This is a genomic window from Vibrio sp. 2096 (genome assembly GCF_033339595.1).
Classification (GTDB): Bacteria; Pseudomonadota; Gammaproteobacteria; order Enterobacterales; family Vibrionaceae; genus Vibrio; species Vibrio alginolyticus.
On the sequence record NZ_JAWOUX010000027.1, the window covers coordinates 1 to 12,205 of the forward strand.

At 40.8% G+C, this 12,205-nt stretch carries 19 protein-coding genes; 3 read left to right on the forward strand and 16 right to left on the reverse strand.

Annotated elements, in window-relative coordinates:
* Positions 1 to 188: 188 nt before the first annotated feature.
* The 5 genes from R7Q41_RS23125 to R7Q41_RS23145 all read right to left on the reverse strand — a co-directional run bounded on the left by R7Q41_RS23125 (position 189) and on the right by R7Q41_RS23145 (position 3,675).
* Positions 189 to 794, reverse strand: a complete 606-nt coding sequence (locus R7Q41_RS23125; RefSeq protein ID WP_238939371.1) for a DUF922 domain-containing protein — start codon at positions 792 to 794, stop codon at positions 189 to 191.
* 103 nt (positions 795 to 897) lie between these two features.
* Positions 898 to 1,392, reverse strand: coding sequence for a GNAT family N-acetyltransferase (locus R7Q41_RS23130; protein WP_025637911.1), 495 nt, complete (start codon positions 1,390 to 1,392; stop codon positions 898 to 900).
* A gap of 161 nt (positions 1,393 to 1,553) precedes the next feature.
* On the reverse strand, positions 1,554 to 2,633 hold the full coding sequence (locus tag R7Q41_RS23135; RefSeq protein ID WP_318144675.1) for a hypothetical protein: 1,080 nt from the start codon (positions 2,631 to 2,633) through the stop codon (positions 1,554 to 1,556).
* A gap of 196 nt (positions 2,634 to 2,829) precedes the next feature.
* Positions 2,830 to 3,114, reverse strand: coding sequence for a MazG nucleotide pyrophosphohydrolase domain-containing protein (locus R7Q41_RS23140; protein ID WP_053047195.1), 285 nt, complete (start codon positions 3,112 to 3,114; stop codon positions 2,830 to 2,832).
* Positions 3,115 to 3,279: 165 nt separating this feature from the next.
* Positions 3,280 to 3,675 carry a DUF3465 domain-containing protein gene (locus R7Q41_RS23145; RefSeq protein ID WP_171346383.1) on the reverse strand — a complete coding sequence of 132 codons (396 nt, stop codon included), beginning with the start codon at positions 3,673 to 3,675 and terminating at the stop codon, positions 3,280 to 3,282.
* 199 nt (positions 3,676 to 3,874) lie between these two features.
* Between R7Q41_RS23145 and R7Q41_RS23150 the strand changes: the two genes are divergently transcribed.
* Complete coding sequence (locus R7Q41_RS23150; protein ID WP_005377003.1) at positions 3,875 to 4,123, forward strand: type II toxin-antitoxin system Phd/YefM family antitoxin; 249 nt, start codon at positions 3,875 to 3,877, stop codon at positions 4,121 to 4,123.
* Positions 4,113 to 4,394 (forward strand): type II toxin-antitoxin system RelE/ParE family toxin, encoded by a 282-nt coding sequence (locus R7Q41_RS23155; RefSeq protein ID WP_318108760.1) that lies wholly within the window; start codon positions 4,113 to 4,115, stop codon positions 4,392 to 4,394. The genes R7Q41_RS23150 and R7Q41_RS23155 overlap by 11 nt, the downstream gene beginning before the upstream one ends.
* Before the next feature lie 133 nt (positions 4,395 to 4,527).
* On the opposite strand, the gene R7Q41_RS23160 is transcribed toward R7Q41_RS23155, so the two are convergent.
* The 8 genes from R7Q41_RS23160 to R7Q41_RS23195 all read right to left on the reverse strand — a co-directional run bounded on the left by R7Q41_RS23160 (position 4,528) and on the right by R7Q41_RS23195 (position 9,936).
* Complete coding sequence (locus tag R7Q41_RS23160; protein WP_235429261.1) at positions 4,528 to 4,890, reverse strand: DUF2750 domain-containing protein; 363 nt, start codon at positions 4,888 to 4,890, stop codon at positions 4,528 to 4,530.
* Between the two features lie 150 nt (positions 4,891 to 5,040).
* Entirely contained in the window at positions 5,041 to 5,469 is a 429-nt protein-coding gene (locus R7Q41_RS23165) for a GNAT family N-acetyltransferase (protein WP_206958539.1), read from the reverse strand.
* A 121-nt stretch (positions 5,470 to 5,590) separates the two neighbouring features.
* The gene (locus tag R7Q41_RS23170; protein WP_239945735.1) at positions 5,591 to 6,370 is read right to left on the reverse strand and encodes a hypothetical protein; all 780 of its coding nucleotides are present in this window, start codon (positions 6,368 to 6,370) and stop codon (positions 5,591 to 5,593) included.
* 149 nt (positions 6,371 to 6,519) lie between these two features.
* Positions 6,520 to 7,101 (reverse strand): DJ-1/PfpI family protein, encoded by a 582-nt coding sequence (locus tag R7Q41_RS23175; RefSeq protein WP_045598172.1) that lies wholly within the window; start codon positions 7,099 to 7,101, stop codon positions 6,520 to 6,522.
* Between the two features lie 114 nt (positions 7,102 to 7,215).
* The gene (locus tag R7Q41_RS23180; RefSeq protein WP_140144471.1) at positions 7,216 to 7,998 is read right to left on the reverse strand and encodes a TIR domain-containing protein; all 783 of its coding nucleotides are present in this window, start codon (positions 7,996 to 7,998) and stop codon (positions 7,216 to 7,218) included.
* 126 nt (positions 7,999 to 8,124) lie between these two features.
* The gene (locus R7Q41_RS23185) at positions 8,125 to 8,505 is read right to left on the reverse strand and encodes a hypothetical protein (RefSeq protein ID WP_239945732.1); all 381 of its coding nucleotides are present in this window, start codon (positions 8,503 to 8,505) and stop codon (positions 8,125 to 8,127) included.
* A 600-nt stretch (positions 8,506 to 9,105) separates the two neighbouring features.
* Entirely contained in the window at positions 9,106 to 9,453 is a 348-nt protein-coding gene (locus tag R7Q41_RS23190) for a hypothetical protein (protein WP_206225567.1), read from the reverse strand.
* A gap of 147 nt (positions 9,454 to 9,600) precedes the next feature.
* Entirely contained in the window at positions 9,601 to 9,936 is a 336-nt protein-coding gene (locus R7Q41_RS23195; protein WP_203346239.1) for an energy transducer TonB, read from the reverse strand.
* Positions 9,937 to 10,181: 245 nt separating this feature from the next.
* Here R7Q41_RS23195 and R7Q41_RS24535 point away from each other — a divergent pair, with 245 nt between their 5' ends.
* On the forward strand, positions 10,182 to 10,445 hold the full coding sequence (locus tag R7Q41_RS24535) for a hypothetical protein (protein ID WP_140299821.1): 264 nt from the start codon (positions 10,182 to 10,184) through the stop codon (positions 10,443 to 10,445).
* Between the two features lie 256 nt (positions 10,446 to 10,701).
* Here the strand turns inward: R7Q41_RS24535 and R7Q41_RS23200 are convergent, their stop codons facing one another.
* From R7Q41_RS23200 to R7Q41_RS23210, 3 genes are all read right to left on the reverse strand, one after another.
* Entirely contained in the window at positions 10,702 to 11,052 is a 351-nt protein-coding gene (locus tag R7Q41_RS23200) for a hypothetical protein (protein ID WP_064369099.1), read from the reverse strand.
* Between the two features lie 146 nt (positions 11,053 to 11,198).
* The gene (locus R7Q41_RS23205; RefSeq protein ID WP_213987460.1) at positions 11,199 to 11,633 is read right to left on the reverse strand and encodes a GNAT family N-acetyltransferase; all 435 of its coding nucleotides are present in this window, start codon (positions 11,631 to 11,633) and stop codon (positions 11,199 to 11,201) included.
* Positions 11,634 to 11,775: 142 nt separating this feature from the next.
* On the reverse strand, positions 11,776 to 12,036 hold the full coding sequence (locus R7Q41_RS23210) for a hypothetical protein (RefSeq protein WP_086591480.1): 261 nt from the start codon (positions 12,034 to 12,036) through the stop codon (positions 11,776 to 11,778).
* Positions 12,037 to 12,205: the final 169 nt, after the last annotated feature.

A 12,205-nucleotide genomic window follows, 5' to 3' on the forward strand; every position in this document is an offset into this window, starting at 1 on the left:
CTACCTTAATTTCAAAATGATCTATCACTCTCAATCCTTTAGAGTTGGTTACAATTTTCCTTAAAGTACATAACGCCAAATTAAGGTGTGAACAACGCTAACCACTCTACCTAAAGCATTGTGCCATAAACACTAAATTCACTTAAAGTGATAGCGCCAAGCGTTGTGAATCACTCTTAAATTTCTTGTTATATGCGTGGTGACATTGGCGCGAAAGGTATTTCGCATACTTTCAAGTAAGGCTCCTCTCCAAAAGGAGACTCTGCTAATTCAATTTCTCCGTGCGATGTATAAACGTCAAACAGGGCATTAATTTCCACCAAATCACCTTCAAGCTCAATGACTCTATCATTTGCGCTACTACACCCTCCACGCTGTCCAAGTTTGAAGGCTAGATACATTTCGTGTATCGACTTAACTACAAGCGCGCAATGAGTCTGCTCATGTCGATAGAGCTTCTCAAGATATGGGCGAAACTCCTCAGCTGATTCAGCTGAAGTCCTAGACATTTCAAACTTCGGAAGTGCATAGGTAACTTCAAGATCAAATTCATGAATTTCGCAAGAATCATCATGCGTATGGAAGTCATATTTCCACGCGGTGTACCCGTCAAAGCCCTCATTTACTAGAAAGTCAGGTCTAGAGTTAAAAGAGTGTTCAATTTCCTCAACACTATTGCCGCTAATCTCATACACTTCAAACTTTTTCTGGAAGGGAAAGTCTAACCTAACGTCAGCATTAGCCTGATTGGAGGCCATTAAGCAAGCTATTGAAAGTGCGATTTTTTTCATCATTTTCCTTGAAGCATATAACGCCGCATTAAGGTGTGAGCTTCGCTTGGCTATACTTGAGCGAAGCGAAACTGCCAAGCGTTGCGAATCACTCTTGAATGCTTTGTTATGTGCGTGCTAAACGGTAGCGCCTTACCGTACCCTCACTCTCATCTGTGTAGTTACCGAGGTATTCACCACCACAGTTTTCGATGACCTTTTGAGATGCGGGATTGTCAATTGAGCAAGTAACAATTACTGAATCAGTGACAACATGGTCTCGCACCCATGCAAGCAGAAATGAGGCTACACCCTTACCACGAGCTGACGGTCTAGTTTCGTAGCCAATATGACCAATGACATTTTCTACGTTGGCGTTAGTACCTTTGCGAACTCGGATTGCACCTAAAATTTCGGAGTTCGATACACAGTAGTAAGTTGTGCTAGGTAAATATCCCTTTGGTAACTCGGAGATTGCCTTTGAGCGTTCGACCAAACCTGACAAATAAGCTGTAGGATCTTGCTCCACACCCGAATATTTTGGAATACCCGATTCTAGGCATTCTTTCGCATAACTCGCTAATATTGGCGCCAAATCAGGGTTGGCCTCTACCACCTCCATGTCAATTTTCCTCATAAGCACATAACGCCGCATTAAGGTGTGAGCAACGCTGCCACGAAACTTAACCATACCACCGTAAACACAAAACCCAACGATGGAATGAAAAATGCCAAGCGTTGGGAATCACTCTTAAATGCTTTGTTATGCGAACTTGCGAATTGTTAATATTGCTCAGTGAAATATTTTTTGCTTGACGCCTCACCTTCGAGACGATCATAAATAATTTTTTGGTATAAACCTTCTGAAAAAGCAATTGGATTTGAAGCATTAATAGAACTCAAAATATCTTCAGTGAACAGGATAGCATGGACACTTTGACCCCAATATGTATTAATTAACTTTTGATCATCATGAGGTATTGTCGATATTTCTTTGGATTTAAAGGAAGCTATACTTGTTCCATGAGATTTGACTTCTGCAGATTTATGATAGTCCTCCAACTCCATTTTAAGATCTACATAATTTCCAGTACCAATATAGACTCTCAAAAGTGCTGGCCGTTTAATAGAAATACTGGACTTACCGGAGTTGGTTAAAACAGCAGAAACTCGAAAAAACGACTTACTCCTTTTCAATTCATCTATTAACGTCTCTACTTTTCGTTCACTCGTTGGCAAATTTGTTTGGAGCTCGGTATAGCGTTCTTCTACATAATTTAATTGTTTTTTATATTGTTCTATAAACTGGTTAATAATTCCGTTAAAGTAACTTTCATTACCTTTAATATCTTCCATCTTGTCCTGAAACTCAGTAAAACTAACATCAACTTCATTCAATAAGGGCCTATTTAGACGAACTAATTCTTGAATAGATAAACTGTCCGGTTTTAATTTTTTAACATCATCTAATTGTTCTTGAGCATTTTCAATACGCTCAGGAAGAGCCTTGAGTTCGTCTTTTGCAGCTTCTAGCATTTCTCGAAGTTGTTCAGTCGTAACTATTCCTTTTCTTTTCCTATCAATATCTTCAAACCGTAAGCTTTCCTCAATAAGGCTTAAATAGGAACCAGTTAGTCCACCACTCACTCTTGGTTTCAGGATACCTAGCTCCAGGTGATCTTGAACCGTAATCCCGGCTTCATCTGAAATTTCCCTGGAAATTGAATTAATTTCTATCGATAGCTGAGGGGGCTGAACCCAATAACTTTCCCAGTATGGTAAACCAAAAGCTATTACCCCGCCTGTAACAATACCTGCTATCGCGATCCAATGATCTTTAGTGAATTGCGTGAAATTAAGCATATACTCTCTTCCATTTCTACTGATTCTCTAAATAATAAACTAGTTGCATTGTTATTTCTATGTGCGCATAACGCCTTGTTAAGGGGTGAAGCACGCAATACCGATGCTACCGCATACCACCTTAATCACTTAAACCAACGCATAGTAAAAATGCCACGCGTGCTGAATCCCTCTTGAACAATTTGTTATACGCGTCCTATCGGTTGTACTTAACCTTATTCAAAACTTCTTTTAGTTCATGCGTTTTCTCAAGGTTTACATCGTGAATATTGGCTAAAGCACAAACATAGTACAAGACGTCATACAACTCTTCTGCGATTGAACCTTTGAGTTCATCTAGCGTTGGTTGCCCACTTTTACCTTTGCGAATAGATTCCGATAATTCGCCAACTTCTTCGATTAGTTTTAAAAAATAGTGTTCAGATTGCTCTGGCGCATAATCGAATTCTTTTATATGACTTTGTAATTCAGATAACTTCATAACGTCCTTTTTGTATCATTTCTCATTAAGCGTATAACGCCGCATTAAGGTGTGAGCAACGCAACCACTAAACCTAACCATACCACCGTAAACACAAAACCAAACGATGGAATGAAAAATGCCAAGCGTTGGGAATCACTCTTAAATGCTTTGTTATGTGAATTTCTACTCGTACGTTTTACCGCTGTGCTTTAACCAACCATGTGGGTGCCTATTGTTCGGATCGTGGTGTGTCCAGTGCATTACTCCACCCTTTTTATTCCATTCATATTCACCGTAAAACTGAACTCGATCGCCGACTTTTAGGTTGGGGATTCTTGGTGCTAAGTCGATGTTATGAGCAACAAGTAAAGTCTGCTTACTATCTAATTTGAGTATGAATCTTTGATGTCGACTTCCTTTGTTGTCATCCGGCAATAGGCGGATTACTGTTCCTGAACCACGAACTTGAATGTCACTTTGATGATTTTCATACGCCTGTCCGAGCTTGTAGTCATTCGCTAGAGCACCAACTGAAACTAAACAAAAAGCTGCTATAAATATTGCGAAGAACTTCTTCATTACTCAATTTCTCCAATTCACATAACGCCTTGCTAAGGTGTGAGCAACGCAATACCTTAGCCTCCGCATAATACCTTAAACACATAAACCGACACATAGTAAAAATGCCACGAGTTGCGAATCACTCTTAAGCAACTTGTTATACCGCTTGGTTGAGGCTAAAATGACCAACATAAAAACCACTTAAGAGACCGATTATATGACCACTAGAATTTTAGCCGATGTTGCTGCAAGCATTACTGAGTTGAAAGCTAACCCTATGAAAGTTGCAACTAGTGCTTACGGCGAACCTGTTGCTGTATTAAACCGAAATGAACCAGCATTTTATTGCGTGCCTGCCGAAGCGTACGAAATGATGATGGACAGACTCGAAGATCTGGAACTACTAGCTATCGCTAAAGAGCGTGAATCTGAAGAGAGCATTTCGGTAAATATTGATGACCTATAAACTCGACTTTAAAAAGAGTGCACTCAAAGAGTGGAAAAAGCTTGGCTCTACTCTGCAACAACAATTTAAGAAAAAGCTAATCGAGCGCTTAGATAACCCACATGTTCCGGCTTCAAAGCTTTCTGGAGCTGACAACATGTATAAAATTAAGTTGCGTCAATCGGGCTACCGTCTCGTCTACAAAGTTGAAGACGATGTCATCATTGTAACCGTCTTAGCAGTTGGAAAACGCGAACGTAACGATGTTTACCGTAAAGCCATGAAAGGTTAGATGATTGATTGCGGTATAACGCTCTGTTAAGGGGTGAGCAACGCAATACCGATGCCACCGCATACCACCTTAATCACTAAAACCAACGCATAGTAAAAATGCCACGCGTTGTGAATCCCTCTTAAACAGTTTGTTAGCTGCGTACCAACATTTTTGCCACATCAATTGCGACAACTTCTGTACCGCACAGGTTTGGATCCCAATTGAGACCCACAAGATGTCCATCGCTATGAATACCTTTTAGCCAATTATCAACGAATGAATCTAGGTTAATTGGACTTGGGACATACAACTCCCAATCACCAACTGCGACCCGACTTGCGTATGCTCTATCTGACCAAAAAACATAAACTAATGCGTCTGGACACTGATTCGAATTACAAACTGCCCAACCACCATCAGGATGCTGAAGTCCCCAAACAGTTCGATTTTCGATTACTCTGTCGATAAATCTTATGTAATTGGAACTTGATGTAGCTTTATCTTGGATCATCATTTTTCCTCTAAGCAGCTAACGCCCTGTTAAGGTGTGAGCAACGCAATACCGATGCCGCCGCATACCACCTTAAACACTAAACGCAACGCATAGTGAAAATGCCACACGTTGCGAATCACTCTTAAACAGTTTGTTATACGCGTGCTGACACTACAACAGAACTTTCATAACCTTATGATTTGGCTCACTTTCAACATCAACCGCTAACCAACCTAAAGACTCATACAACGATGGTACATTTGTGTAAACATACAGGTTACTTTGAGTTGTTGCTGATACTTGCCTAACACCTCGATTGATCAGTTCACTCGCAATACCTTGACCACGCCACTCATTGGATACAAAGACTGCGTTAAGCCAAATAACTTCTGAGTCACCATGAGGTTCTGTAAAGCGCGAATAAGCGAGACCACCAATAACTTGGTTCTCTCTGAGAGCAACAATTACCGGTGGAAGGTTAGATTCTAGTTTATAGGTATCTACAAACAGAAAGTCAGACCATTCCGTTTGAAACAGCTTCTCTAGAGCAACCCAATACTCACTCTTTTCATCGCAATTTCTGAACACTACCTTGTTCATATTGGATTATTTCCTCAAAAGCGTATAACGCCGCATTAAGGTGTGAGCGACGCTTGGCTATACTTGAGCGAAGCGAAACTGCCAAGCGTTGCGAATCACTCTTAAATGCTTTGTTAGGCAATTATATCAACGTCAACTGTGCTTCTAGTTGGTTAACCTCTAAATGACACATTCGTAAAGCATCAGCTAACTTGATATCACCATCAATGTTACCTACAACAGTTGTTAGAAACACTTCATACTCATCTGGGTTAGGAAAATGTTTTAACATCAATAACTGTATAGAGAACAGAACTATACGTGTTGCTGCTTCAACCAAAGATATCTCAGGACAGACTGGATTATTTTCACCATCAGGGTAAGGGAACTCCATACTACCATGTGCAAATAGATTTCTAAGTTCATATACTGCGTATAAACCAACGCCCGAAACACCAAACTCTTTCAATTCGCCAATTCTGGTTTCGACACGTTCATAGCCAATAGACTTTTGGGCTAACTCCCTGAACATAGTGGTTTGAACAAGTAACTCTGGTATTGAATCTGACCGGTTAAAGGTGTTTAGCCAGAAACAAGCATCTCTAACCTTTCCGCGCTTTGACTTATCTGGATTCTTAGGTGGCTTAACTATATCGATGGTGGACTCTAAAGCCCCCCAAACAAAATTAAAAATAGCTAACTTTTCAGCAAAGATCGGTAGTAATTTATCCCTAGCCAAGTCAAATTCATCAGAAGGTGCACACCAACCAAAGCTATTATTGTATTTGATAGTATCAAGGGAAAGTGATTCAACAGAAGCGGCTATTTGCAACCATTGATACACGCCACTCCATTCTGCGACATCATCTGTAGAGAACATAACATGTGACAATGTTGCTATATGATCATTTAGTTTTATCAATACTTACCCCCTTACGATATTGCCTAACGCCTTGTTAAGGTGTGAGGCACGCAATACCGAAGCCTCCGCATAACACCTTAACCACTAAAACCGACGCATAGTAAAAATGCCACGCGTGCCGAATCACTCTTGAACAATTTGTTATGTGTTTAATGAGCAACTTGCTTGTGGTAGCTCAGAATAAACTGTTTTTGCTTACTATCTAGCAACTCTAGTGCTTCAGCCACCGCTAACCCAAAATCAACGTACCCATTGGGCATCGCTGTAACTATGCGCTTGTCGACTTGGACTAAAGACTCTTCATAGATAGCTCCCTCCCAATATGGTCGAGTGAGCTGTACCGAAGATTCTGGGGCGTATTTTTCCGTATAATTATGGGTAATTTTGACGCCTTTTAGAATGCCAGCTCTTGCTAAGACTAATACTCCTGCACATATGCCACCAATAACTAATGATGATTCATGAGCTTTTTGGATGAAGCTAGCAATTTGGTCGCTTCCCATTATTGAATCGGGATTTCCTCCAGGTATCAAAAGTGCTTGATAGTCAGTAATACGTATATCTTCAAAGTTAACAGTGGGACAAATTCTTAGACCTGAGGAATCGGTATGATTGTGGTTCTCTGGGGTGGTGATATCAACTTTCCCATACGCTCCTAAACACTCTATCGCGTACATTACTTCATAGGAAATAGCCCCCGGATAGAGTAAAACCAGTGTTCTCTTTGTCATTATTTCCTCTCTCCGTTCGGAACACATAACGCCGCATTAAGGTGTGAGCGACGCTTGGCTATACTTGAGCGAAGCGAAAATGCCAAGCGTTGCGAATCACTCTTAAATGCTTTGTTATGAGTTTTCAATCGCATGTTCGTCTAAATCAGAAAGCTGCTCTTCAACCCAACTAGAAGGAGCCCCTAACCCTTCAACCATGCTAACGATTACTTCTTTATCAGCATTTTTATTATACAGGTGTTCAACAACTGCTTTTGCAATATCAGGCGCTACAGTGTGTCTATTGCCTCTTCTTCTAGTCGAAATACTCGGTGATTCTACATGACGGATTCTTCGCTCTAGATTTCGAGTGTTCGCTAGAATTTCCTTAAGTAAGTCGTCCTCTGAACGTTTTTCGATAACTTCAGTCGAAGGCGTATCTTTTAAGATTCTATTAAATTCATCGTTAAACTGTGGCCAGTAAGTCTCAAATACATTCTCAAGAGTTTTTTCTTTTAAGGCGTGCTCACCCAATGCATTGTTAATAGTACGCACTAACTCCCAAAGCCCAACTTTGTCGGGAGTGGAGTGATTGAATTGGGCAAGTGGGTTTTCAATATCTGCAGGGCTGAGATCGATTAAAAAAGTACACACCCTATTTGACGACAGTCCCTTAGCAAGTGCGCCGGACTCAAATAAAATCCAAGGCTTTACTTTGTTTTCTTGGGTTAAGCACACAATACCTATGGATGTATTCTGCAATTGATCTGAAATTTCAGAAAACCACAGCGAACCACGATCGATATCTTTGCTGGACATCCAAGGCTTAACTGCCTGAATGACACAAGTAATCCATTCATCCAACAACTCGGCGACTTGACGACTCCTGTCACCCGACCAACTGATAAAAATCTTCATATTTTCCTCTTTAACTTATAAAAACTCATAACGCCGCATTAAGGTGTGAGCGGCGCTTGGCTATACTTGAGCGAAGCGAAACTGCCAAGCGTTGCGAATCACTCTTAAATGCTTTGTTATGCAAATTTAGCTGATTGATACACGCAAACTTATCTGCCCATGGCTGTTAGATAAGTTTTCAAAGTTGTAGCCTTGTTTTAAAAGGTTCATCGCTAAAATTTCCTTTAATATCCCCTGCTCGACTGTAGACAACTTACAGAAGCGCATATTGGGAGTAGCTTTGCTGTCGATTGTAATCACAGCTGAGTTAAAAAAGCCTTTATCAGCAAGAGCAAAGAGAGTGTCAGATAAGTAACTTTCTACTTCAAAATACGCAAGACAAGTATGGTCTTCTGACATAAACAGCTGAATCAGAGCATCAGTAACACTTTTACTATGAGCGCTCAATTCATCAGCTGGTTTTAAATTTGTTGATATCATTCTTTTCTTAATTTTTACGATTTGCATAACGCCGCATTAAGGGGTGAACAACGCCACCACCCAACCTAAGCTATTGTGCCAAAAACACTAAAGCTGATTCAAACCAAAACTGCCAAGCGTTGTGAATCCCTCTTAAATGCTTTGTTAGTTGCCAAACCTAAAGCTTTGATTTGAAGTTGATTGCCGCTTTGCCGACACTGACTTTACGTACGTTGAAAAACTAAAATCAGGCGCAGATTCAAAACGCCTATTACTGAAACCACTTGGAACACGTAACGCCGTAGAAAACGAACTGACAACACCAGAAAGACCTTTTGGAGAAACAATGCCACAAAGCTGACTTTCAACAAGTAAATCGGCTTTTGAAACGGCAAACCAAACTAGAAAAAGAACGAAGCTCAATTTCCGCGAGCCAAGATCCCGAAGTTCGAAGCACAGAATCGAGCAAAAAAGCACACGAACGATTAGACCTAAACATTCTGTTTTAGCTGCGATTTTCTCGTTGGCAACTAACGCCCTGTTAAGGTGTGAGCAACGCAATGCCGAAGCCTCCGCATACCACCTTAAACACATAAGCCAACGCATAGTAAAAATGCCACGCGTTGCGAATCACTCTTAAACAGTTTGTTATGTTCGTACAACAATGTTTAACGCAATTACATCAAGTTGCCCTAACTCATTAAAGTTAAGCCGAAAGTGCTTGTAGCCTTCGTCGCAATTGATTATTTCTGATTGGACATGTTGCTTGAGCCAAAGAGATGAGCATATTTCATAACAGCTGTCGTCTCGCTCTCTCTCAAGTAAATCAAATACCATCTGCCACTTGCATGCGACGTAATCGGTAAAATATAGTTTTACCGTTTTTTCCTGCCAATCTTTAAACTCAGCTCTTAAATCGCCTTCTTCTTGATGGATTTCAGGATATTCTGCATCTGCAGTAGAAAACCCCAAATCTAGCATTTTAACTGTTTCCATATCCCTTCCTAGCCCAGAGAACATAACGCCTTGTTAAGGTGTGAGGCACGCAATACCGAAGCTTCTGCATACCACCTTAGCCGCTAAAACCAACGCATAGTAAAAATGCCACGCGTGCCGAATCACTCTTGAACAATTTGTTATGTGTTAGATTTTAAAGACTAATTTTTGTTTTTGAGCAATAAGATCAACATCTTCAAGTGGTTCATATTTCCATTTGGACAACGCTTGTACAGCTACCTTTTCAAAGATCCCCTTTGGGGAGGACTCGATTACAACAATATCAGACACATCCCCATTTTTAGTAATGTTAAACGTCATGACCACATACCCTGACAGGTTATTCTCTACTGCAACTTTGGGGTATCTCGGCGATACAAACTCTATTGACTCTATATCTAAATATTCCGATGAGTAAGTGTTTTCTGCTGAACTTGAACACCCTGCTACTAAGATCAAGATAAATAGTTGCAAAAATCTCATAATCTCTCTCTGACACATAACGCCCTGCTAAGGGGTGAGCAACGCAATACAAAAGCCGCCGCAAACCACCTTAATCACTAAAATCAACGCATAGTAAAAATGCCACGCGTTGCGAATCCCTCTTGAGCAGTTTGTTAGTCGCGAGGCACCGAGCGACAATTTTAAGCCGAACTAAACTTTGCGAACAACAAACTTTATGTGCTTTGATGCATTTAAGTCAGGCGTAGTCTCAAAGCGGCTACTCAATGAAACCACTTAGAAAAAACAGCGCCGCAGAAAACGGACGGACAACACCAAATAGCGCCTTTGGAAAGCTAATCTCACAGTGCGGACTTTCAACAAAGTCACTGAAACCACGTGGAACTTACCACACCAGAGAAAACGTCCTTTCAGCGAGTAAATCGGCTTTTGTACCAACAAACTCACCGAGCGAAGTAGCAACCAAAAACAGACTCTCGATCGCCCCGCTCTATCACCACCAAAGAACGAAACAACCGCTTGGTAAATAGCAATGCATTGATCTAGAACCGATGAAACTGAGCTTTGACCGTCGAAGATGGAACTATGAATCAAACAACCAGTAGCCAAGTTTTGAGCTTAGAAACATGATTTTGACTGCTAGCTTTTTCTGGCGACTAACGCCGCGTTAAGTAGTGAGCAACGCCACCACCAGACTTAAACATTGTGCCGTAAACTCTAAATTCAAAACAAACCAAAAATGCCGAGCGTTGCGAATCTGTCTTAAACGCTTTGTTATGCTCGTGCTCAAAGAAATTGAAGGGCTAAACAAGCAATAAACGCTGGTAGACCCGCTATGAAGAAAACTAAGCCTGTTTGGTAGTTCATTCGATAGTGCTCTCGTTCGTCTTTTTCGAAATCATGCCCTTCTACCATTTTGTAAACTCTATCTCTTCTAGGGTCATCTAACCGCGTCGTCTTACTATGGACACCACCTTCCCACATTAGCTTCGCTAAAACCCATATGACGATGACAACAAAGAAAAGAAAGTCGACCAACTGAGTAGTAGCAAAGAATGGAACAAACTGGGCTAGAGCGATAACAACAAGAGCCGCTGAGAGGTTAATTAGAACTACTTTCTTCAATAAATCGAGCAAAATCATCTCCTAGAGCATAACGCCGCATTAAGGTGTGAGCAACGCTACCACGAACCTAAACCATTGCGCCGAAAACACGAAACCCAACCTTGAACTAAAAATGCCAAGCGTTGGGAATCACTCTTAAATGCTTTGTTATGTGCGTACTAAACATTACCACTGCAAGACGAGTTAAAAGAAAACATACGTACTTCATCACGTGGAAACCAACCTAGTTTTTCATAGAAATATTGAGCATTCAGGTTTTCATTGGCAACAAATAAGTGAGTTTTAACTATACCAATGTTCGATAATGCATCGACCGCTGAGGATATGAGTTTGGCACCAATGCCTTTGCCTCGACAATTCGCGTTTACAGCCAAATGTTGTACGTAGCCTCGACGACCATCTGTACCCACTAAAATTGCACCTACAATAGTGCCACCATCTACAGCGACAAAGCTGAGATTGGGGTTACGTTCTAAGTATTTACCTATGTTTTCTCTAGAGTCTGCATCACGCAGCAACATAGCTTCTGTTTCAGACCAAAGCTCAATAACTTGAGAGTAATCCGAGATATCCATTTCTCTAATCAATGCCATTTTCCCTCTAAGCACATAACGCCCTGTTAAGGTGTGAGCAACGCAATACCGAAGCTCCCGCATGCCACCTTAAACACAAAACGCAACGCATAGCAAAAATGCCAAGCGTTGCGAATCACTCTTAAACAGATTGTTATGTGCGTTACTTTTTAAGTTTATACGTGTGTACAAGTTCGCCAGAGTGTTGCTTTAGAATCTCGTTCAAAATATCAGGCAAATCTTCTTTACCAACAGATAGCTGTATATCTGTAACACCACCACCTTTAGATGCGATCGAAAATCTAAACCGTAACTCACCTTCATTAGGTTCTACTTCAAAGCTGCACTCTTTAGTTTCGTCACGCCAATATCGCTCAGTTACTCCAGAACGTTTTACCTGAGCGTTTTTTAATTCTTTAGCCATTTTTCACTCCATGCTAAGAAAAGTGATCAACATATCATAAGTGTATTATCACATATAAAAGATAACTTTATTGTTTAATTTTTGATAGCACATAACGCCTTGCTAAGGTGTGAGTAACGCAATACAAAAGCTACCGCACAGCGCCTTAATCACCATAAGCCACCGCAAA

What these genes read in the sequence shown, in the direction of transcription:
- R7Q41_RS23125 (WP_238939371.1), bottom strand. Translation starts at nt 794, where the DNA reads ATGATGAAAAAAATCGCACTTTCAATAGCTTGCTTAATGGCCTCCAAT.
- R7Q41_RS23130 (WP_025637911.1), bottom strand. Translation starts at nt 1,392, where the DNA reads ATGGAGGTGGTAGAGGCCAACCCTGATTTGGCGCCAATATTAGCGAGT.
- R7Q41_RS23135 (WP_318144675.1), bottom strand. Translation starts at nt 2,633, where the DNA reads ATGCTTAATTTCACGCAATTCACTAAAGATCATTGGATCGCGATAGCA.
- R7Q41_RS23140 (WP_053047195.1), bottom strand. Translation starts at nt 3,114, where the DNA reads ATGAAGTTATCTGAATTACAAAGTCATATAAAAGAATTCGATTATGCG.
- R7Q41_RS23145 (WP_171346383.1), bottom strand. Translation starts at nt 3,675, where the DNA reads ATGAAGAAGTTCTTCGCAATATTTATAGCAGCTTTTTGTTTAGTTTCA.
- R7Q41_RS23150 (WP_005377003.1), top strand. Translation starts at nt 3,875, where the DNA reads ATGACCACTAGAATTTTAGCCGATGTTGCTGCAAGCATTACTGAGTTG.
- R7Q41_RS23155 (WP_318108760.1), top strand. Translation starts at nt 4,113, where the DNA reads ATGACCTATAAACTCGACTTTAAAAAGAGTGCACTCAAAGAGTGGAAA.
- R7Q41_RS23160 (WP_235429261.1), bottom strand. Translation starts at nt 4,890, where the DNA reads ATGATGATCCAAGATAAAGCTACATCAAGTTCCAATTACATAAGATTT.
- R7Q41_RS23165 (WP_206958539.1), bottom strand. Translation starts at nt 5,469, where the DNA reads ATGAACAAGGTAGTGTTCAGAAATTGCGATGAAAAGAGTGAGTATTGG.
- R7Q41_RS23175 (WP_045598172.1), bottom strand. Translation starts at nt 7,101, where the DNA reads ATGACAAAGAGAACACTGGTTTTACTCTATCCGGGGGCTATTTCCTAT.
- R7Q41_RS23180 (WP_140144471.1), bottom strand. Translation starts at nt 7,998, where the DNA reads ATGAAGATTTTTATCAGTTGGTCGGGTGACAGGAGTCGTCAAGTCGCC.
- R7Q41_RS23185 (WP_239945732.1), bottom strand. Translation starts at nt 8,505, where the DNA reads ATGCAAATCGTAAAAATTAAGAAAAGAATGATATCAACAAATTTAAAA.
- R7Q41_RS23190 (WP_206225567.1), bottom strand. Translation starts at nt 9,453, where the DNA reads ATGGAAACAGTTAAAATGCTAGATTTGGGGTTTTCTACTGCAGATGCA.
- R7Q41_RS23195 (WP_203346239.1), bottom strand. Translation starts at nt 9,936, where the DNA reads ATGAGATTTTTGCAACTATTTATCTTGATCTTAGTAGCAGGGTGTTCA.
- R7Q41_RS24535 (WP_140299821.1), top strand. Translation starts at nt 10,182, where the DNA reads ATGAAACCACTTAGAAAAAACAGCGCCGCAGAAAACGGACGGACAACA.
- R7Q41_RS23205 (WP_213987460.1), bottom strand. Translation starts at nt 11,633, where the DNA reads ATGGCATTGATTAGAGAAATGGATATCTCGGATTACTCTCAAGTTATT.
- R7Q41_RS23210 (WP_086591480.1), bottom strand. Translation starts at nt 12,036, where the DNA reads ATGGCTAAAGAATTAAAAAACGCTCAGGTAAAACGTTCTGGAGTAACT.